The organism is Spirillospora sp. NPDC047418, assembly GCF_040643275.1.
Taxonomy (GTDB): domain Bacteria; phylum Actinomycetota; class Actinomycetes; order Streptosporangiales; family Streptosporangiaceae; genus Spirillospora.
Genome location: NZ_JBEYTW010000018.1, coordinates 41,453 through 61,376 on the forward strand (window position 1 = coordinate 41,453; position 19,924 = coordinate 61,376).

14 protein-coding genes and 1 riboswitch are annotated in these 19,924 nt (G+C 75.0%); of the genes, 5 read left to right on the forward strand and 9 right to left on the reverse strand.

Going from position 1 to position 19,924, the window contains the following annotated elements:
* Positions 1 to 57 precede the first annotated feature (57 nt).
* A riboswitch (cobalamin riboswitch) is annotated at positions 58 to 181 on the forward strand.
* 52 nt (positions 182 to 233) lie between these two features.
* The gene (gene cobN / locus ABZ806_RS14265) at positions 234 to 3,839 is read left to right on the forward strand and encodes a cobaltochelatase subunit CobN (protein ID WP_500217621.1); all 3,606 of its coding nucleotides are present in this window, start codon (positions 234 to 236) and stop codon (positions 3,837 to 3,839) included.
* Here the strand turns inward: cobN and ABZ806_RS14270 are convergent.
* From ABZ806_RS14270 to ABZ806_RS14295, 6 genes are read right to left on the reverse strand one after another with little or no spacing between them, the layout of a single operon-like run.
* Positions 3,794 to 5,125: a cobyrinic acid a,c-diamide synthase CobB gene (locus tag ABZ806_RS14270; protein WP_500217757.1), complete on the reverse strand. Its 1,332-nt coding sequence runs from the start codon at positions 5,123 to 5,125 to the stop codon at positions 3,794 to 3,796. The two genes, cobN and ABZ806_RS14270, sit on opposite strands and share 46 nt — an antisense overlap.
* A complete protein-coding gene (cobO, locus tag ABZ806_RS14275; RefSeq protein WP_500217623.1) occupies positions 5,122 to 5,724 on the reverse strand; it encodes a cob(I)yrinic acid a,c-diamide adenosyltransferase in 603 nt (200 codons plus the stop codon). The genes ABZ806_RS14270 and cobO overlap by 4 nt, the downstream gene beginning before the upstream one ends.
* Position 5,725: 1 nt before the next feature.
* Positions 5,726 to 7,837 carry a VWA domain-containing protein gene (locus tag ABZ806_RS14280; protein WP_500217625.1) on the reverse strand — a complete coding sequence of 704 codons (2,112 nt, stop codon included), beginning with the start codon at positions 7,835 to 7,837 and terminating at the stop codon, positions 5,726 to 5,728.
* Positions 7,834 to 8,493 carry a histidine phosphatase family protein gene (locus ABZ806_RS14285; protein ID WP_500217627.1) on the reverse strand — a complete coding sequence of 220 codons (660 nt, stop codon included), beginning with the start codon at positions 8,491 to 8,493 and terminating at the stop codon, positions 7,834 to 7,836. Before ABZ806_RS14285 ends, ABZ806_RS14280 begins: the two co-directional genes overlap by 4 nt.
* On the reverse strand, positions 8,379 to 9,134 hold the full coding sequence (locus ABZ806_RS14290; RefSeq protein ID WP_500217629.1) for a CbtA family protein: 756 nt from the start codon (positions 9,132 to 9,134) through the stop codon (positions 8,379 to 8,381). Before ABZ806_RS14290 ends, ABZ806_RS14285 begins: the two co-directional genes overlap by 115 nt.
* 8 nt (positions 9,135 to 9,142) lie before the next feature.
* The gene (locus ABZ806_RS14295) at positions 9,143 to 9,328 is read right to left on the reverse strand and encodes a CbtB domain-containing protein (protein WP_500217631.1); all 186 of its coding nucleotides are present in this window, start codon (positions 9,326 to 9,328) and stop codon (positions 9,143 to 9,145) included.
* A gap of 277 nt (positions 9,329 to 9,605) precedes the next feature.
* Here ABZ806_RS14295 and ABZ806_RS14300 point away from each other — a divergent pair, with 277 nt between their 5' ends.
* Positions 9,606 to 10,451, forward strand: coding sequence for an LLM class F420-dependent oxidoreductase (locus tag ABZ806_RS14300; protein ID WP_500217633.1), 846 nt, complete (start codon positions 9,606 to 9,608; stop codon positions 10,449 to 10,451).
* Positions 10,452 to 10,508: 57 nt separating this feature from the next.
* Here ABZ806_RS14300 and ABZ806_RS14305 read toward each other — a convergent pair whose 3' ends face one another.
* Positions 10,509 to 11,768: an extracellular catalytic domain type 1 short-chain-length polyhydroxyalkanoate depolymerase gene (locus ABZ806_RS14305; protein WP_500217634.1), complete on the reverse strand. Its 1,260-nt coding sequence runs from the start codon at positions 11,766 to 11,768 to the stop codon at positions 10,509 to 10,511.
* A 254-nt stretch (positions 11,769 to 12,022) separates the two neighbouring features.
* Between ABZ806_RS14305 and ABZ806_RS14310 the strand changes: the two genes are divergently transcribed.
* The 3 genes from ABZ806_RS14310 to ABZ806_RS14320 all read left to right on the forward strand — a co-directional run bounded on the left by ABZ806_RS14310 (position 12,023) and on the right by ABZ806_RS14320 (position 15,115).
* Positions 12,023 to 12,592 (forward strand): TerD family protein, encoded by a 570-nt coding sequence (locus tag ABZ806_RS14310; RefSeq protein WP_500217636.1) that lies wholly within the window; start codon positions 12,023 to 12,025, stop codon positions 12,590 to 12,592.
* Positions 12,593 to 12,599: 7 nt separating this feature from the next.
* Entirely contained in the window at positions 12,600 to 14,261 is a 1,662-nt protein-coding gene (locus tag ABZ806_RS14315; RefSeq protein ID WP_500217638.1) for a TerD family protein, read from the forward strand.
* Positions 14,262 to 14,527: 266 nt separating this feature from the next.
* The gene (locus tag ABZ806_RS14320; protein ID WP_500217640.1) at positions 14,528 to 15,115 is read left to right on the forward strand and encodes a TetR/AcrR family transcriptional regulator; all 588 of its coding nucleotides are present in this window, start codon (positions 14,528 to 14,530) and stop codon (positions 15,113 to 15,115) included.
* A gap of 49 nt (positions 15,116 to 15,164) precedes the next feature.
* Here ABZ806_RS14320 and cap2-3 read toward each other — a convergent pair whose 3' ends face one another.
* Positions 15,165 to 17,579 carry an anti-phage 6A-MBL system cap2_3 protein gene (cap2-3, locus tag ABZ806_RS14325; protein ID WP_500217642.1) on the reverse strand — a complete coding sequence of 805 codons (2,415 nt, stop codon included), beginning with the start codon at positions 17,577 to 17,579 and terminating at the stop codon, positions 15,165 to 15,167.
* Positions 17,576 to 19,912, reverse strand: a complete 2,337-nt coding sequence (locus tag ABZ806_RS14330) for a hypothetical protein (protein WP_500217644.1) — start codon at positions 19,910 to 19,912, stop codon at positions 17,576 to 17,578. The genes cap2-3 and ABZ806_RS14330 overlap by 4 nt, the downstream gene beginning before the upstream one ends.
* Positions 19,913 to 19,924 lie beyond the last annotated feature (12 nt).

The following is a 19,924-nucleotide window of genomic DNA, read 5'->3' on the forward strand; positions in this document are numbered from 1 at the left end:
CCACACTTTGCGGGCGGCCCGCGCTGCCGTACTGTTCTCCCCAGGCGATGGCAATGGGAGGAAGCCGGTGCGAATCCGGCGCGGTCCCGCCACTGTGACCGGGGAGCGAACCCCGCTTGAGGCCACTGTCCGCACGGACGGGAAGGCCGGGGCGAGCATCGATCCGGGAGCCAGGAGACTCCTGCCGTCGTGACACCCGCGACCGGGGCGAGGACCCCAGGGGAGGAACGGCCGTGTCCGCTGGCACCGTCCTGCTGCTGTCGACGTCCGACACCGATCTGCTGAGCGCCCGTGCGTCCGGCGCCGCCTACCGGCTCGGCAACCCGGCCCGGCTCACCGTGCACGACCTGCCGGACCTCGTCGAGGGCACCGACCTCGTCGTCGTCCGGCTGCTCGGCGGGCGCCGGGCCTGGGAGGACGGGCTCGACGCGCTGCTCGCCGGGCCCCGCCCGGTGGTCGTCCTCGGCGGCGAGCAGGCCCCCGACGCCGAGCTGATGGAGCTGTCCCGGCTCGGCGGCGGCGTCGCCGGCGGCGTGTGCGCCGAAGCGCACGCCTACCTCGCGCACGGCGGCCCCGGCAACCTCGCCGAGCTGCACGCGTTCCTGTCCGACACCGTGCTGCTCACCGGGCGCGGGTTCGCGCCGCCGGCCGCCGCACCGACGTGGGGACGGCTCGAACGCGAACCCCGTACCGCCGAGGGCCCGGTCATCGGCGTGCTGTACTACCGCGCCCACCACGTGGCCGGGAACACCGCGTTCGTGGAGGCGCTGTGCACGGCCGTCGAGGACGCCGGCGGGCAGGCCGTGCCCGTCTTCTGCTCGTCCCTGCGCGCCGCCGAACCCGAACTGCTCGACACGCTCCGCCGGGCGGACGCGCTGGTCGTGACCGTGCTCGCGGCGGGTGGGACGCGGCCCGCGACGGCCGGGGCGGGCGGTGACGACGAGGCGTGGGACGTGGGCGCCCTCGCCGCGCTGGACGTCCCGATCCTGCAGGGCCTGTGCCTCACCACGAGCCGCGCCGCCTGGGCGGCGAGCGACGACGGGCTGTCCCCGCTGGACGCCGCGTCGCAGGTCGCGATCCCCGAGTTCGACGGCCGCGTCATCACCGTCCCGTTCTCGTTCAAGGAGATCGACGAGGACGGCCTCACCGTCTACCGGGCCGACCCCGAGCGCGCCGCGCGGGTCGCCGGGATCGCCGTCCGGCACGGCCGGCTGCGCCACACCCCGGTCGCCGGGCGCCGCGTCGTGGTGATGCTGTCGGCGTATCCGACGAAGCACTCCCGCGTCGGCAACGCCGTCGGCCTCGACACCCCGGCGAGCACCGTCCGGCTGCTGGCCCGCCTCGCGGCGGAGGGCTACGACCTCGGCGAGGGCTTCCCCGGCGTCCGCGAGCAGGACGGCGACGCGCTCGTCCACGCGCTGATCGCGGCCGGCGGCCAGGACGAGGACTGGCTCACCGAGGAGCAGCTCGCCGGCAACCCGGTCCGGATCTCCGCCGCGTCCTACGAACGCTGGTACCGCACGCTCCCCGAGGAGCTGCGCGGGGAGATGGAGCTGCACTGGGGCCCGCCGCCGGGGCAGCTGTTCGTCCAGGACGGCGACATCGTCCTCGCCGCGCTCCGCGCCGGGAACGTCGTCGTGATGGTGCAGCCGCCGCGCGGCTTCGGGCAGAACCCCATCGCGATCTACCACGACCCCGATCTGCCGCCCAGCCACCACTACCTGGCCGCGTACCGGTGGCTGTCGGACGAGTTCGGCGCGCACGCCATCGTGCACGTCGGCAAGCACGGCAACCTGGAGTGGCTGCCCGGCAAGGCGGCGGGCATGTCGGCGTCGTGCGGCACCGACGCCGCGCTCGGCGACGTCCCGCTGATCTACCCGTTCCTCGTCAACGACCCGGGGGAGGGGACGCAGGCCAAGCGCCGCGCGCACGCCGTCCTCGTCGACCACATGGTGCCGCCGATGGCGCGCGCGGAGACCTACGGCGACATCGCCCGCCTCGAACAGCTCCTCGACGAGCACGCCGCCATCGCGGCGATGGACCCCGCGAAGCTCCCCGCGATCCGGGCGCAGATCTGGACGCTGATCCAGGCCGCGAAGCTCGACCACGACCTCGGACTGGACGACCGCCCGCACGACACCGAGTTCGACGACTTCCTCCTGCACGTGGACGGCTGGCTGTGCGAGGTGAAGGACGCGCAGATCCGCGACGGCCTGCACGTGCTCGGCCGGGCGCCGGAGGGCGAGACCCGCGTCGACCTGGTGCTGGCCATGCTCCGCGCCCGGCAGATGTGGTCGGGGCGGGAGACGCTGCCGGGCCTGCGCGAGGCGCTCGGCCTGGCCGAGGACGGCTCCGAGGCCCTCGCCGACGTGGACGCCGCCGAGGCCACCGCCCGGTCACTCGTCCAGGGCATGGAGGACGCGGGCTGGGCCGTGGAAGCGGTCCCCGAAGTCGCCCGGCCGATCTCCGAGGAGCGGCGCGAACTCGTGGGGCGGGTCCTGGAGTTCGCCGCCGCCGAGATCGTCCCGCGGCTGGCCCGCACGTCCGACGAAGTCGACCACGTCCTGCACGCCCTGGACGGCGGCTACATTCCGGCCGGGCCGAGCGGGTCGCCGCTGCGCGGCCTCGTGAACGTCCTGCCGACCGGCCGGAACTTCTACTCGGTGGACCCGCGCGCCGTCCCGAGCCGCCTCGCCTGGGAGACCGGGCAGGCGATGGCCGCCTCGCTCCTCGACCGCTACCGCGCCGACCACGGCGGCGAGTGGCCGCGCTCGGTGGGCCTGTCGGTGTGGGGGACGAGCGCGATGCGCACGGCCGGCGACGACATCGCCGAGGTGCTGGCCCTGCTCGGCGTCCGCCCGGCATGGGACGAGGCGTCCCGCCGCGTCACGGATCTGGAGCCGATCCCGCTCGCGGAGCTCGGCCGGCCGCGCATCGACGTGACCGTCCGCATCAGCGGCTTCTTCCGGGACGCGTTCCCGCACGTCGTCGCCATGCTGGACGACGCCGTCCGCCTCGTCGCGGCCCTGGACGAGCCCGACGCAGACAACTACGTCCGCGCCCACGTCCAGGCCGACCGGGAGGCGCACGGCGACGAACGGCGCGCCGCCCGCCGCATCTTCGGGTCGGCGCCCGGCGCCTACGGGGCCGGGCTGCTGCCGCTCATCGACAGCCGCACCTGGCGCGACGACGCCGACCTCGCCGAGGTGTACGCGGTGTGGGGCGGCCACGCCTACGGGCGCGACCTCGACGGCGTCCCCGCCCGCGACGACATGGAGAACGCCTACCGCCGCATCGCGGTCGCCGCGAAGAACGTCGACACCCGCGAGCACGACATCGCCGACTCCGACGACTACTTCCAGTACCACGGCGGCATGATCGCCACCGTCCGGGCCCTGACCGGCAAGGCCCCGGACGCCTACGTCGGCGACAGCACCCGCCCGGACGCCGTCCGCACCCGCACGCTCTCCGAGGAGACCGCGCGGATCTTCCGGGCCCGCGTCGTCAACCCGCAGTGGCTCGCCGCGATGCGCCGGCACGGCTATAAGGGCGCGTTCGAGCTGGCCGCGACCGTCGACTACCTGTTCGGCTACGACGCCACCACCGGCGTCATGGCCGACTGGATGTACGACCGGCTCACCGCCGCCTACGTCCTGGACGACGAGAACCGGGACTTCATGGCGGAGTCGAACCCGTGGGCGCTGCACGGCATCGCCGAGCGGCTGCTGGAGGCCGCCGAGCGCGGCATGTGGGAGCACCCCGACCCGGAGGTCCTCCAGGGCCTGCAGGAGGTCTACCTCAAGACGGAAGGCGACCTGGAGGACGACACCAGCCGCTGAGCCAGTTCCGGATACCCGGCCCAGTGCAGGTGCAGGTAGGACGCGGTGATCCGGTCGCTCCCGAACCCGTCGCCGCCGTCCCGCCAGCGGAACAGCGGCTCCGCGCCGCCGCTCAGGGCCGTCCGGTGGAACTCGTGGCCCCGGAACCGCTCGCCCGCGCGGGTCAGCGGCGACTCGGCGACGGCGACGGCCTCCCGGTAGCCGAGCGTCAGCCGGGACGTCATGCGCGCCCGCCCCGGAACGAGCCCGCACATCTTCAGCCCGTCGAGTTCGTCGCACAGGTAGAGGAGTCCTGCGCATTCGGCGGCGATCGGCCCGCCGAACGCGGCCACGGCCTTGCGCATGGGCTCGTTGGCGGCCAGCTCGGCGGCGTGCACCTCCGGGAACCCGCCGCCGATGACCAGCGCGGCCGTCCCGCCGGGCAGGGCCTCGTCCCGCAGCGGGTCGAACACCGCCACGTCGGCGCCCGCCGCGCGCAGCAACTCCACGTGCTCCCTATAAGAAAAGGTGAAGGCCGACCCGCCCGCCACCGCGACGACCGGGCGCCCGCCGACCGGCTCGACATGCTCGGACGCGTCCCACGCCGGGCCGGGCAGCGGGGGAGCGGTGCCCGCCAGGCGCAGCAGCCCCGCCACGTCGCACGACCCGGCGATCAGCTCACCGAGCCGCCGCACCGCCCGCACGGCCTCCGTCCCGCGCTCCGCAGCCGGGATCAACCCGAGGTGCCGGGACGGGTTCACGACCGCATCGCACCGCCGGATCGCGCCCAGCACCGGTATCCCGGTCGACTCCAGCGCGCTCCGGCACAGCTCCTCATGCCGGTCCGAGCCGACCCGGTTCAGGATGACGCCGCCGATCCGCACCCCCGGCTCGAACGTCGCGAACCCGTGCACGAGCGCCGCCACCGACCGGCTCTGCCGCGCCGCGTCCACGACCAGCACGACCGGGGCGGCGAGCAGTCGCGCGACATGCGCGGTGGAGGCGAAACCCGTGTCGCCCCGCCCGTCGAAGAGCCCCATCACCCCTTCGACCACGGCCGCGTCGCAGCCTGCCGCGCCGTGCAGGAACAACGGCGCGATCCGCTCCTCGCCCACGAGCCACGGGTCGAGGTTGCGGCCGGGGCGTCCCGCCGCGAGCGCGTGGTAGCCGGGGTCGATGTAGTCGGGGCCGACCTTGTGCGGCGACACCGCGAGCCCCCGCGCGCGCAGGGCCGCGATCAGCCCGGTCGCGACCGTGGTCTTGCCGCTCCCGGACGCGGGGGCCGCGACGACGAGCCGCGGGATCACCACTCGATGCCCCGCTGCCCCTTCTGGCCGGCGTCCATCGGATGCCGGACCTTCCCCATCTCCGTCACCAGGTCGGCGACCCCGAGGAGCCGCTCCGGCGCGTCCCGCCCGGTGACGACGACGTGCTGCGCGCCCGGACGGGACGTCAGCGTCTCCACGACGTCGTCCAGATCGAGCCAGCCCCACTTGAGCGGATAGGTGAATTCGTCGAGCACATAGAAACGGTACGTCTCGGCGGCCAGGTCCCGCTTGATCTGCGCCCAGCCCTCCCGCGCGTCCGCCGCGTGGTCCGCCTCCGAGCCGGGCCGCTGGATCCACGACCAGCCCTCGCCCATCTTGTGCCAGGCGACCGGACCGCCCTCGCCGCTGTCGCCCAGCACCCGCAGCGCCCGCTCCTCGCCGATCCGCCACTTCGCCGACTTCACGAACTGGAACACCCCGACCGGCCAGCGCTGGTTCCAGGCCCGCAGCGCCATCCCGAACGCGGCCGTCGACTTGCCCTTCCCCGGCCCGGTGTGGACGATCAGCAGCGGCCGGTTGCGGCGCTGCCGGGTGGTGAGGCCGTCGTCGGGGACGGACACGGGCTTTCCCTGGGGCATGTCAGGCCGCCTTCCTGTGCTCGCGCACGATTCCATCGAGTTCTCCGAGCGGGACGAGCCGCGCGCCCAGCCGGGCCGCGAGCCGTCCCGCGAGGCCGAGCCGGACCGGGCCGTCCTCGCAGTCCACGACGATCCCGGCCGTGCCCGCGAGCAGCCCGGCCGCCCGGTCCACGTCGCCGCCGGCGGTGGCGCGCCCGTCGGTGACGACCACGACCAGCGGGCGCCGTGCCGGGTCCCGCAGCCGCTCGGTGCGCAGCACCTCGGCGGCCCGGACGAGCCCGGCGGACAGCGGCGTGCGCCCCCCGGTCGGCAGCGCCCGCAGCCGCGCCGCGCCCGCCTCCACCGACGACGTCGGCGGCAGCACCAGGTCGGCGGTCCGCCCCCGGAAGGTGATCAGGCCGATCTTGTCGCGGCGCTGGTAGGCGTCCAGCAGCAGGCTCAGCACGGCCGTCTTCACCGTTGTCATCCGGCGGCGTGCCGCCATCGAGCCGCTGGCGTCCACGACGAACAGCACCAGGTTGCCCTCGCGCCCCTCCCGGACCGCCTCGCGCGCATCGCCCGCCCGCAGCACCAGCCCCGGGCCGGACCGCCCGCGGGCCCGCTGATGCGGCGCGGCGGCCAGCAGCGTCGCCACCACGTGCGGATCCCGCACCCGCTCGGCCGGGCGGCGCGCCCCGGTGACCCGGCCCCGCGCCGTCCGCGCCCGCGACCGGCGCCCCGCCGCGCCGTCCCCGACGCCCGGCACCTCCCACCGCGGCACCGCATGCGGCGCCGCCACCGCCGCGACCCGTTCACCCCCGCCCGGTTCCGACGGATCGCCGCCGCCCGGCTGGACGTCCTCACCCGGCTGATCGCCATCACCCTGCGGAGTGCCGCCACCGGCCGGACCGTCCGCACCCGGCGGCCCGGCATCACCCGGCGGCCCGGCATCACCCGGCGGCCCGGCATGACTCGGCGACCTCGAATCACCTCGCGAAGGGTCATCGCGGGGCGGGCCGTCGTCGCCCGGCGCCCCGCTGCCATCCGCCGCCCCCCCATCCCCGCCTGGAGCGTCGCCGTCCGATGGGGCGCCGCCTCCTTCCGGGGGCGGGTCGTCGTCGGCGGAGGTGCTGTCCAGAAGGTCGTCGAGGAGCGACTCGTCCAGGCCGGGGGCGTCGAACGGGTCGCGGCGGCGGCGGTGCGGGAGCGACAGGCGGGCGGCGGCGCGCACGTCCGCCTGCGTCACCTCGTCCCGTCCCTGCCAGGCCGCGTGTGCGAGGGCGGCGTTCGCCGTGACGAGGTCGGCGCGCAGGCCGTCCACCTCGAAACCCGCGCAGACGGCGGCGATCTGCTCCAGCCGCTCGTCCGGCAGCCGCACGCCGCCGAGGCGCTCGCGCGCGGCCGAGATGCGCTCCGCGAGATCGGCCTCGGCGCCGGCCCAGCGCGCGGCGAACGCCTCCGGGTCCGCCTCGAACGCGAGCCGCCGCCGGACGACCTCCGCCCGCTCCCGCGGATCCCGCGACGCCCGCACCTCGACCGTGAGCCCGAACCGGTCGAGAAGCTGCGGGCGCAGCTCGCCCTCCTCGGGGTTCATCGTCCCGACGAGCAGGAACCGGGCCGCGTGCCGGATCGACAGCGACTCGCGCTCCACGTAGCAGATGCCGAGCGCGGCGGCGTCCAGCAGCAGGTCCACCAGGTGGTCGTGCAGCAGGTTCACCTCGTCCACGTAGAGGACGCCCCGGTGCGCCGCCGCCAGCAGCCCCGGCTCGAACGCCTTCACGCCCTCGGTCAGTGCCCGCTCGACGTCGAGCGACCCGGCGAGCCGGTCCTCGGACGCGCCGACCGGCAGCTCCACCAGCGCGGACGGCCGCCGCTCGGCAGGGCCGCCCAGATCGTGCGGCCCGTCCGGGCAGGACGGGCCGGGTGCCGCCGGGTCGCAGGCGAACCGGCAGCCGGGCACCACGTCAACCGCCGGCAGCTGCGCGGCCAGCGCACGCACGATCGTGGACTTCGCGGTGCCCTTCTCGCCCCGCACCAGCACCCCGCCGACCCGCGGCGAGACGGCGTTGAGGAGCAGCGCCAGCTTCAGGTCGTCCAGGCCGACGACGGCGCTGAACGGGTAGAGGGCGTTCAAGGAACCACCTTCCGGTTGATGTGGGCGACCCGCCAGCCGTCCCGCGCGGCGGCCAGTCGCGTGGCGGACAGCGGAGCGAGGTCGATGCGGCCGGCCGCCGGGACGTCCAGGCCGAGGGCGTGGCACAGCGCGGCCCGGATGACGCCCGCGTCGCACACCGCGATCCCGGACGGCCGGCCGCCGAGCCACTCCGCGACCCGCGCCGCGGCCTGGTTCCGGGACTCGCCGCCATGGGGCGCGGCGTCCGGATCCGACAGCCACACGGCCAGCGCGCCCGGCTCCACGTCCGCGTAACGGACCCCCGCCCAGGAGCCGTGGTCGGCCTCGGCGAGCGCCGCGACCGGCCGCGCGCCGAGACCGAGCGCGGCGCAGGTCTCCCGGGCGGCGCGGGCCGGGGACGTCCACGCCTCGCCGCCCCGGAACGTTCCGGCCAGGGCCTTCGCCCTGGCCAGGCCGCCCGCGTCGGCGGCCGCGCCGGCGGCGGGGAAGCGGGCCTCCCGCATCCCCGCCGACGTCGCGTGCCGGACGAGCAGCAGGCCGTTCAGGCCGGTACGGCGGTGGAACGCGCCGCCCGGTCGCAGAACCAGCCGAACAGCGTGCCGAACGACGCCCAGAACACCAGCTGCGTCCCGAGCGAGGTCATGCGGAACTGCCACAGCAGCGTGGCGGGGAACCCGTCGGGCACCTCGTCCACCCCCGGCAGCAGCACCGACGCGACCGCGACGGGGACGACGAAGGCCAGCACGGCGGCGGGCCGGCGGGCCCAGGGCCCGCCGGGCACGCTCCGCGCCGTCGTCACCGCGATCGCCGTCGCGAGCAGTCCCACACCGATCATCGCCAGATACAGCAGCGTGCGGCTGTTGATCGTCTCGGGATCGCCGACGGCGGGCGGGTTCGCCGGATACTTCAGGAACGGGACGATGATGACGGCGGCGAAGCCGGTCCCGGCGGCGGCGAGCGCGAGCCCGCCGTCCGACCGGGGGCCGACCCGGCCCCGCAGTCCCGCGTAGACGAGCGCGAACACGCCGCCGACGGCCAGCCCGTAGAGCCCGGTCGCGAGGAACAGCCCGGCCTTCTGCGTGCCGCGGCTCACCTCTTCACCATGCTCGTGTGCGTGCCCGCCGGAGGCGTGCTCGTGGGCGGGTGCGCCGGCGCCGTGCTCGTGCGCGGCGGCGGCGTTCTCCAGTGCGATCGCCTCGTCGATGCGCGGCTCACCGGCCGCGAAGGCGAAGACGCCCGCGACGAGGCCGGCCAGCAGGCCCAGAAGAAGGCCCCTGACCAGCAGGGTGCGTACCATGCGGCGGCCTAGTGGCAGGGCACGCCGAGCAGGTGCCGCCCGTCGTGCATCAGCTCGTGGAGGTAGCCGCCGGTCTGCGACACGGCGCCGTTGTCCATCAGGACGAGGTAGCCGATCAGCAGCAGCGCGGGCACCGCGAGCAGCCAGGGAACCAGGTGGGGAAGGGGGATGGTGCGAGCGGACAGCGTGCTCACGGAGCCTCCAAAGGGGAATCTTGCGCGTCCCGGATCATGAGGTCGCGGCCACCCGAGCGACCTGGCTCCCGGGATCGTCGTCCCGGATACAGTGGCGCGTCCGCACCGGCATCTCACCGGATTTCCCTCGGGCAACCGTGAATCAAGCGAACCGTACGGTCTGCCGACAAAGGTGTCAATATCGCCCGTCGCGTGCCGCTCGCGCCGCGCCGCCGCCCGCGCCTGCGCCCGCCCGGCAGCTCCCCACGTTGGTAGAACACGTTCTACTATCGTCCGCATGCGCCATGGCATCGTGCTCTTCACCAGTGACCGGGGCATCGCGCCCGCCACCGCCGCGAAGGCCGCCGAGGAGAACGGGTTCCACTCCTTCTACGTCCCCGAGCACACCCACATCCCCGTCAAGCGTGCGGCCGCCCACCCCGGCACGGGTGACGAGACCCTCCCCGACGACCGCTACATGCGCACGCTGGACCCCTGGGTCTCGCTCGCGTCCGCCGTCACCGTCACGTCCACCATCCGGCTCGGGACGTCGGTGGCCCTGCCGGTCGAGTCCGACCCGATCACCCTGGCCAAGACGATCGCGACGCTCGACCACCTGTCCGGCGGCCGCGTCACGCTCGGCGCCGGGTTCGGCTGGAACACCGACGAACTCGCCGACCACCACGTCCCCGCAGGCAAGCGGCGGACCGTGCTGCGCGAGTACGTGGAGGCGATGCGGGCCCTGTGGACGGAGGAGCAGGCGTCCTACGCGGGGGAGTTCGTCTCGTTCGGCCCGTCGTGGGCGTGGCCGAAGCCCGTCCAGTCCCGCGTCCCGCTGCTGATCGGCGCGGGCGGCGGCCCGAAGACCCTCGCCTGGATCGCCGCCCACGCCGACGGCTGGATCACCACCCCCACCGAGCGGGACATCCTCGCCAAGGTCGCCGCCCTGCACGCGGCCTGGTCGGACGCGGGCCGCGCCGGCCGCCCGGAGATCTCCGTCCTGGCGTCCATGCGCCCCTCGCCCGAGGACATCGCCGCCTGGGAGGAGGCCGGCGTCACCGAGATCATGTGGGGGCTGCCCGACAAGTCCGAGGACGAGGTGCTCGCCTTCCTCACCCGGCACGCCGGGCGCCTCGGCCTGTGAGCCGCGCGGCCGTCCCCGTGCGGAGCGGCGCCGGACGCTCCGCACGGGAACCGGCGGTCACCCGGCGGCGCAGGCGGCGCCGTTGAGGGTGAACCCGCCGGGCGACCCGCTGTTCCCGGTGTGCGCGGCCTGCAACCCGATGCCGACGGAGCCGCCGGCCGGGATCGCGGCGTTGTAGGACACGTTCGTCGCGCTCACCGCGCCGCTCTTCGGCCGGTAGTCCGCGCCCCACCCGGACGTGATCGTCTGCCCGGCGGGCAGAGTGAAGCCGAGCGTCCAGCCGTCGATCGCGGTGGACCCGGTGTTCGTGATCGTGATGCTCGCGACCAGGCCCGTGTTCCACGCGTTCACCGAGTAGGCGACGCCGCACGCCGCTGAGCCGTCGCCGTCGCCGTCACCGTTGCCGGGCGGATCCGTCGGCGCGCCCTGGTCGAGCCCGAAGAACTCGATCGTCCGCCGCGCCATGCCGGACGCCATCAGGTTGTGCCCGACGCCCTGCAGGGAGTACGCCTCGACCTTGTCGCCGTAGCGGGTGCGCGTCCAGCCCTGCTGCGGCTGGTCGGTCGAGGCCGGCGTGGTCGACAGGCCGTGGACGTTCGTCCACTGGTCGATCTCCTCGCCGAAGTTGGGGTAGCGCAGCGTGTCGTCGGCCGTGCCGTGCCACAACTGCACGCGCGGCCTGGGCCCGGAGTAGCCGGGGTCGGCGGAACGGGCGATGTCGCCCCACTGCTGCGGCGTCTTGAGGACGGTCCCGTTGGCGCACGCGCTGTTCCACCCCGAGCCGTCGGCCGTGGCGAAGCACCCGTCCGGCACTCCGGCGAACACCGCGCCCGCCGCGAACACGTCGGGATAGTTCGCGAGCATCACGTTCGTCATCATCGCGCCGGACGAGACGCCGGTGACGAAGACCCTGGACGCGTCCCCGCCGTACCGCTGGAGCGTGTACCGGACCATCGACATGAGCCCGACCGGGTCGCTGCCCCCGTCGCGCCTCAGCGCCTGCGGCGAGGACACGTCGAAGCAGTTGCCGCTGCGCGTCGCGGAGGGATACACCACGATGAACCCGTACTGGTCGGCGAGCTGCGCGAACTCCGTCCCCGAGTACATCGCCGGCCCCGACCCGGTGCACCAGTGGACCGCCAGCAGTACCGGCGGCTCCTCCTGCACGCGGTCCGGAACGTACAGGTGCATCCGCAGACCGGTCGGGTTCGTCCCGAAGTCCGCGACCTCCGTCAGCGCCGCCGCCGAGGCGGGCGGCGCGACCAGGACGGTCATCGCGGCGACCAGCGCCGCCACCAGCGCACCCAAGGCCCTCACAAAACCACCGCTTCCCGTTCGCGAGTCGCCCGGCGAAGGCCACTATCCGGCGGCCCGCGCACAGCCGACAAGGAGCCTTCCACCCGTTTCACATGCGGCCCCGTCTCCGGCGGAACGGCGGAACGAGGTGACAACGGGGTGGACGGCCTGCGAGGCTTTGCTCGCACCTGACCGTTCCGTGGTGACCGGGTGCGTTCGGGCCGGCGCGCTCTCGGGGTCAGCGCGGCATGGGGAGAGCAGGGAGGGCGACGGTTGTGACCGTCTCGATGGTGAAGGGCCAGCGGATCTCGCTGGAGAAGCCCGGCGGTGCGCTGAGCATGGTCCGGATGGGCCTGGGCTGGGACGCGGTGAAGAAGAAGGGCTTCTTCGGCTCCCGCGAACGGGACATCGACCTCGACGCGTCCTGCGTCCTCTTCGCCGACACGAACCTCGCGGACGTGGTCTACTTCGGCAAGCTCGTGAGCGACGACGGCTCCGTCCGCCACACCGGCGACAACCTCACCGGTGCGGGCGACGGCGACGACGAGTCGGTCATCGTCGACCTGAACCGCCTCCCGGTGCACGTCACCTCGCTGGTGTTCACCGTCAGCTCGTTCAACGGCCAGACCTTCAACGAGGTGGAGAACGCCTTCTGCCGCCTGGTCAACGAGATGGACGGCGGTGAGCTCGCCCGGTACACGCTGACCGGCGGCGGCGTCCACACCGCCATGATCATGGCCCGGCTCTACCGGCACGGCAGCGGCTGGAAGATGAACGCCATCGGGGAGCCCTGCCACGGCCGCACCTTCCAGGACATGCTTCCGGCGATCGCCGCGCACGCCTGACCCGCCGATGACCGAACTCACCCGGGGCGCCAACGCGGCGCTGTCCGCGCGGCGGGTGACCGCGACCGCGGCCTGCGCCGCGCCCGTGGACGTCAGCGCGCTGCTCGTCGGCCCGGACCTGCGCGTCCGCTCCGACGCGGACCTGGTGTTCTTCAACGCGCCGCGGGCACCGGGCGTCCGCTGGTCCGGCGGCGGCGGCCAGCGCGTCGAGCTGGACCTGGACGCGGTCCCCGGCGATGTCACCGCGGTGCTGATCGCGGTCAGCCTCGCCGGAACGGCCGCGTTCGGGACGGTGCCGCCGCCGCGGGCGGGCCTGGCGACCGCCGACGGCGCCCCGGTCGCCGAGTTCACCGTGCCGGGCCTCGGCCCGGAGCGGGCGATCATCGCCCTGGAGATCTACCGCCGGGCCGGCGCGTGGAAGGTGCGCGCCGTCGGCCAGGGCTACCCGGGCGGCCTCGCCGAACTGGTCGCGGCCCACGGCATCGAGGTCGACGACCCAGGCGACCCCGCACCTCCGCAACCCGCGACCATGCAACCTGCGGCCCCGCAGCCCGCACCCCCGCAACCCGCGGCCGCGCAGCCCGCGGCCCCGGGGGCGCCGGGGGCGGGGCCGGGGCCCGTGCGGTCGGTGCCCGGGGCGGGGGCGCCGCCGCCGAGCACGGAGGTCGACTACCTCGAACGCTGCTGGCTCGTCTGGGAGGACGCGAGCCGCTCGGTGGCCGCGTTCCGCGCCGCGACCGAGCACGCGCTGACCGTCCGCAACGAGGAGATCGCCGGGCGGCGGCCCCGGGGGCGGTTCGACGAGCTCATGGCCGCCGCCGACCAGCGGCTGCGCGCCGACGCCGCCCAGCTCCGCGACGAGCTGGCCCGGGTCGAGCCGCACGTCGACGCCGAGGTCGCTCCGTTCGACGCGCCGTCCTGGCTGACCTGGCGCCCCCGCACCGATCTCGCGGGCGGTGTGCTGCTCGGCCGGCTGTCCACCGGTGAGCTGCCCGACCTGCGGATACCGCTCGTCCTCCGGATGCCCTGGCGGCGCGCCGTGTGGATCTCGCGGGGCACGATGCCCGCCGACTCGACCGCCTACGCCTGGTCGCTGGCGACCCGGTTCCTCGCCGCCGCCCCGCCCGGGCTCGTCGGCCTGGAGGTGATCGACGCGGCCGGCCTGTCGGGCGCGGGCTGGCTGCAGGGCTTCGACCCGGCCACGTCCGCCCGGCTGCTCGGCGGCGGCGTGGCGATCGGCACCGGCGCGGCCGAGCGGATCCGGCGCCTGCTCGACCTGGTCGACCTGCGCCAGATCGGCGGCGGCGACGAGGACCTGCCCGGCGGCGGCCCGCCCGTCCGGCTGGTGGTGATCCTCGACGCGGGCGCCGCGCTCGACGGGGAGGACGCGCACCGGCTCCTGCGCCTGGTGGAGGACGGGCCGGCGGCCGGCGTCCCGGTGCTGCTCGTGGAGACCGACACCCCCGCCGCCGAGTCCGTGCGCACGATCCGGCTGCGGCAGTCCTGCAACAACCTGCCGTCCAGCGCGGACACCATCGCCGACAACTGGGTCGGCGCCGACTGGACGCTCACCCCCGACGTCCTCCCCGACGCCGCCGGCGGGCACGCCCCCGCCCTGCTGGCCCACGTCCTCGCCCTCCACGCCCGCACCCTGGCCTCCTACGACTGACCGGCCCCGGCCCGCTCGGCGTCAAGGGCGTCGGCGGGATCGGCCAGGTCGGTTCCGCGGCCGCGATCGCCGGCGCCGCCCACCACGCCACCGGCCATCGGTCCCTGCCGATCACTGCCGAACGCCTCCTGCCGCACCTGCCGAAGACCGCTTGACGCCCCTCCCGCGGCCTTCGCCAGCGTTTCGACGCAACGATTGCCATGGCTTGACCCTTTGATGACGCCAGGGCGCATTGGGCATCGCCGGGCCCTGCATAACGTGACGACATGGCGAATGCCATCTCACGACAGCAGGTCATCGACGTGGCGACCAGGCTGTTCAGCGAACTCGGCTACGACGGAACGTCCCTGCGCCTCCTGGCGGACGCTACGGGGGCCGACCCCGCGACGATCATCGAGGTCGCCGGGGACAAGCGAGAGCTCTACCTGGAGGTGATGGACCGGGCCTTCGACTCCGAGCGCACGATGCTGGAGGCGGTCGTGTCGCAAGCCGAACCGGGCCGGGCCGCCGTCCACCGGATCGTCGACGCCTACCTGGACTTCCATCTCGCACACCCGCCCAACCGCTCCCTGTGGGCCCACCGCTGGGTCGACGACGCGGCCGACATCTCCGAACTGGAAGACCGCTACGTCCGCCCGCTCCTGAAACTGGCCGCCCACAAGATCCGCGACGCGGTGCCCCCGGACGTGGACCCCTACTACCTCCTGGGCACGATGATCTGGTGCGTCCACGGTTTCCTGGGCTCGGGCGTCCTGGACCGAACCCGGGGCATGCGCAGAGCCGACGACACCGAGGCCGTTGCCGCCTTCCGCCACCACCTGCACGTCCTCATGGACAAACTCCTGGCGCCATGACCTGACCCGCCCGCCGCGGCAGAGGGCGTCCGCCCGGCCGTTCGGCGCCTCAGAGCGCGATCGGTGCCTGGTCGGGCCGCGGAGCGACGCGGTGGCAGAGGCGGGCGTGGAGTTCGGGGGGCCGGTCGTTCTCCAGCCAGTCGCTCCAGACCGGATCCCTGCCGCCGGCGATGAGGAATACGGCCCGCCGGGGAGCATGCGGCACGGGGACGAGAAGTGTGCGCACCGCCGCCATGTCGGTCGCGCTCATCGTCGCGGGCGATCCCGGATGCGTGTGCCAGAGGCCGAGGAAGCGGACGCGGTCCCCGCTCCGGGCTCGGTGCCGCGCCACGGTCTGCTCGACGCCCTCCACCCCGCACCGGAAGTAGTGCCGGCTGTGCTCGCTGTCCGGCGGCGGAGGGGCGGCCCAGCTCACGGAGACGACGCGGGAGGCGTCGTCGATGGCGCCGAGCAGGACGCCTCCCGTTTCGACCCCGCTCGGAACGCGGCGGGCTTCGGCGCGCATGCCCGCCAGGGCCTCCGGCCAGATCCTGATCTCGTAGTCGCCGGAGTCGGAGTCGGCGACGAGCAGGTCGTTGTCCCACGCCAGCGGGACGCCCGTGGTCTGCGGGGGGAGCCGTGACACGAACAGGGACCGGGGCGCGACCGGATCGTCCAGGCCGGCCACCGCCCAGGCGAACAGGCCGGCCGCCATGGCCGCGGCGTCGCAGTCGGCGCCGCGGAACGTGGGTGCGGAGCACCCGGGCTCGGGCTGGAAGCGATCCGGCGGCTCCGGGCCGAAGAAGTCGTCGACCACATCGGCCATGGCGGCACGGTCGGCGAGAGCGTGGACGGCGAAGCGGTGGAGGACGTCCGCGCCCGCTCCGCTGGCCTCGGGCAGCGCCAGCACGCCGATACCGCGCTGACAATCGTGCCCGACGCCGACGGTCAGGATCGGAGGCCACGGGTGCCCCGAGACCCACCGGGCCCATTCGACGTGCGCCGCCACGGACCGGTTGGCGGTGGCGTCGACGATGAGGTCGTACCGCAGCAAGTCCTGTAGGTCGGCGTTGAGGGCGCCGGTGATGACATCGGCGGTCGCGGCGATGATCTCGTCCCGGACGTCCGGCCGGACGTCCGCCAGCCGCTCGCGCAGCGCCACCGCCTTCGCCCTGCCGATGTCCCGGTCCTCGAACGGCTGGCGGACGAGGATGCCGGGCGTGACGGCGCCGTGGTCGGCGAGCAGGAGACCGGCGGCACCGGCGCGCAGGCAGTGCTCGGCGATGCGGGCGCCGAGCGCACCGCAGCCGAGGACCGCGACGCGGCGGCCCCGCACCCAGGAGGCGGGCCGCCCGGTGTCCCGGCGGGTCACGATCTGCGGACGCTGCTCGTGGACCGGGGCCCACGCGACGGGCGTCACGTCGGCGACGGCGCGGCCGACCAGGTCGAACGCGCTCCGCAGCGTTGCCGCCGAGCGATCACCGGAGGAGGGCGGCATCTCCGTCCACCCCCTCAGCGAGACCAGGGTGCGGGCCGAGGGCGGCAGGCGCCATGCGCTGAGGTGGGTCTGGCGGGTGCCGTTCCGGCCGGCTCCGCGCATCGGCGCGCCGACCAGCACGGTGAGCGGCACCGGATGGTGGCCCGGCCGGGCGTGCGCCCGCGCCAGCGAGTTCACCCGGACGACGCTGTCCAGCAGCCCGGTGAGGAGGTCCGGCGGAACGCCGCGGGCGGCGAGGGCGTCGGTCAGCTCGCCGACGGTCTTCGGGAACTCGAAGGTCAGCGGCGTGGGCAGCACCAGGGCCGGCCCGAGCCAGAACGGCCCGGCGCCGCCGCCGCGAGCGGCGGCGCGCAGTGCGGCGGGTACCTCCCCGCCCGCCAGGCCGGTGAAGGCTTCGATGCCGGTCCAGCCGACGACCTCCGTACGCGCCGCCTCCGGCTGGGCCAGCACCGCCGCGCCGGTCCACAGCTCGTCGGCGGGAACCGGCAGGTCGGCGCGGATGACGACCTGCCCGGTGCCCCTCTTCACGTAGGCGATCGGCGGGTGCAGGGGTTGGTCCGCGCCGACCAGGCTCCCTTCCGCCGCACGGACGTACCAGTCCGCCAGCCGCTCCAGGAACCCGATCATGCCGGCGGCCGGGTCCCAGTCATTCGGAGCCTGGTAGAGGCACAGCAGGCAGCCCCACTGCACGTGCGTCTGGTCGGCGAACCGCAGGTGCGGGACGACCGCCTTCGGGTGGGCGAACGGAAAGATGCTGGGAATATGCACCGTGACGGGCTCGCGCGACAGCAGCCCGACCCGTCCGGCGGCGGGCGCGAGGTCCGCGGGCGCGTCCGCGGCTCCGAAGTCGAGGCTCAGGGACACCGAGAGCCAGCCGCCGTCGGGATCGAGCTCGGGCGGACCGGTCACGGCGACCGCGCCGCCGCTCTCCTCGACGATCAGTTGCAACTGCCGCAGCGCCTGCCGCTGCCCCGGCGAGCAGATCAACGTCCCGCCTCCGCCCCGGCCGTCCCGAAGAGGGTGGGACCGCCGGGGCCCGGGGCGTCGTCGCCGCTCCGCACGCGCGCGATCGCCGCGTGCACCGGGCTCCGCGGTGCCTCTCGCCCCGCCGCCCCGCCCCCGGACCGCCTCATGCCGCCTTCCCCCGGCGGTTCCCCGGGCCACCCTGCGCCACCGCCGTCACCGGGCGGCTCCGCCGACGCCTCGCCTGACTCTGCCGACGCCTCACCTGGCTCTACGGCTGCCTTGCCTGGTGCCTCCGCGGACGGCTCACCTGGTTCCACGGGCGGTTCGCCGGGCTCGGCGGGTGGTTCGCCTGGCTCTGCGGCTGTCTTGCCTGGTGCCTCCGCGGACGGCTCACCTGGTTCTGCGGCCGGCTCGCCGGGCTCTGCAGGCGGCTCTGCTGGTGGTTCTGCGGGGTCCGGGAACGGTGCGTTCGGCTTGCGTGCGTCCGGCCCGTGCGAGTCCGGCACCGGCGGGGGCGGTGCGGCCTCCGGGATCTCCGCCGCGTCTTCGCCGTGCTCCGCCGGAGGCGAATCCCCGGTGACCTCGCCGGGCAGTTCGCCGGTGGTCTTCTCGGGCCGGTCGGAGGGCGTGTCGCGCGGAATCCGGCGGGCCTCGCCCTTGTCCGGCAGCGCCGGTTCGCCGGCCTCGCCGGCGGGTTCCGTCCAGGCGGCCGCGTCGTGAGGCCGGCCGAGCCGGGAGATCAGGCCGCGTACGAGGGCGCGCCCCGAGCGCGAGAGCGACGGGGCCCACATCGTGAGAAGGCGGAGCATCCCCGGGAGGTCGTCCGCGAGCTGCGCCTCGGCCCAGGCCGCGATCGTGGGGTCCCGGCGCGCGGCGGCCGTGTCGAGCAGATCGCGCAGCGCACGGATCCGTGCGAGGTACACGAGCAGCGCCCGCTCGACGATCGCGGCGCGTTCCGCCGCGGACAGGGTGACCGGATCCCGGAAGTACGCGGCGACCAGCGGGTGGAGCCGCCAGCGGTCGCCGCCGCGCCCGTACGGCTCGACGAGCCCGCGGCGGACGAGGTCGTGGATCGCCGGCCGGAGGGAATCGGCCGGCACGGCGCACGCGGCCGAGAGCAGCCGCAGGTCCAGGCGGGGTGCCTGGAGCAGCGCGGCCGCCGTGAGGATCCGGTGCTGCGGCGTCTCGCGCGCCGGGCGGCACAGTTCCAGGGCCGCGAAGACCACGCGTTTCGAGCCGGTCTCCGGACGGCGGGTGAAGGCGCGCGCGAACCGGTTGCGCAGATCCGCTATCTCGGCGCCGGGCAGATCCGCGAGATGGCGTCCGAGGATGGACAGCGCCAGCGGAATCCCGCTGCAGACCGCCGCGATCTGGCGCACCGCGAGCAGTTCGGTCTGCGACGCGGGCGGCCGGGCGAAGAGCAGGGCCGCCGACTTGCCCCGGCTCAGCGGCGGAACGGGGATCTCGTTGTCGAGGTCGCGCACGGCCGGTTCGCTCGTCACGATGACCAGGCATCCCGGCGGCAGGCGGGCGGTGAGCTCCGCCGTGCCGGGGGCGCGTTCCAGCAGCAGCAGCGGCCGCCTGCCCGCGAGTTCGGACTCGAGCAGCGCGGCGCATCCGGCGAGGTCGCCGGGCAGTGAACGCGCGGGCACACCGAGTCCGGTGAGCAGTTCCCGGAGCACGGTGAGCAGTGGATCCGTGCCGTTGACGTCCGGAGTGACCGGTTTCTCCCCGGACGCGGGGAAGCGGACCTCGAGTTGCAGGCCCGTCGTCCCGCGATCGTGCAGCCGGTCGGCCAGCAGGCGGGCCAGCGCGGTCCGGCCGACGCCGTCGTGGCCGGTCAGGGTGACGGCGACCGGCCGGTCGCCGGCGGGGCGCAGCAGGCTCAGCGCCCGCTCCGCCTCGGCGTGCCGCCCGACGAGCCGGGGCGGCGGCGGAGTGAGCTGGGCCAGGACGCGGTCGGCGGGCGCGGGCGCGATGACGCACAGCGCCCGCCGCGGGTCGGCGGGATGCGGGACCACGAAGCGGACGGCACCGCCGTCGTCGACCCGCTCGGCGACCGAGAGGATCCGGTCGGCCAGCCTGATCTGGAAGGACGGCTCCTCCCGCAGCAGCACCACGAGCCGCTCCCGCAGGTCGGCCTGGGCCTCGTCGCTGTCCGGGGCGCCTGCCAGCGCCTCCAGGGCACGGGCGGCGGCCGGGTCCGCGGCCGCCATCGTCCCGGTGAACTCGCGTATCGCATGCAGGCCGTGCAGGGCCGCGCCGGCATCGGCGGGGGCGCCGATGCGCCCGGCACCGTCGAGCGACCAGACCGTGATCAGGACGGCCGCGCTGGCAAGAGAACCTGGTTCCATTTCGTCGACCTC

What these genes read in the sequence shown, in the direction of transcription:
- ABZ806_RS14300 (WP_500217633.1), top strand. Translation starts at nt 9,606, where the DNA reads ATGCGCCATGGCATCGTGCTCTTCACCAGTGACCGGGGCATCGCGCCC.
- ABZ806_RS14315 (WP_500217638.1), top strand. Translation starts at nt 12,600, where the DNA reads ATGACCGAACTCACCCGGGGCGCCAACGCGGCGCTGTCCGCGCGGCGG.
- cobO (WP_500217623.1), bottom strand. Translation starts at nt 5,724, where the DNA reads ATGCCCCAGGGAAAGCCCGTGTCCGTCCCCGACGACGGCCTCACCACC.
- ABZ806_RS14330 (WP_500217644.1), bottom strand. Translation starts at nt 19,912, where the DNA reads ATGGAACCAGGTTCTCTTGCCAGCGCGGCCGTCCTGATCACGGTCTGG.
- ABZ806_RS14320 (WP_500217640.1), top strand. Translation starts at nt 14,528, where the DNA reads ATGGCGAATGCCATCTCACGACAGCAGGTCATCGACGTGGCGACCAGG.
- ABZ806_RS14290 (WP_500217629.1), bottom strand. Translation starts at nt 9,134, where the DNA reads ATGGTACGCACCCTGCTGGTCAGGGGCCTTCTTCTGGGCCTGCTGGCC.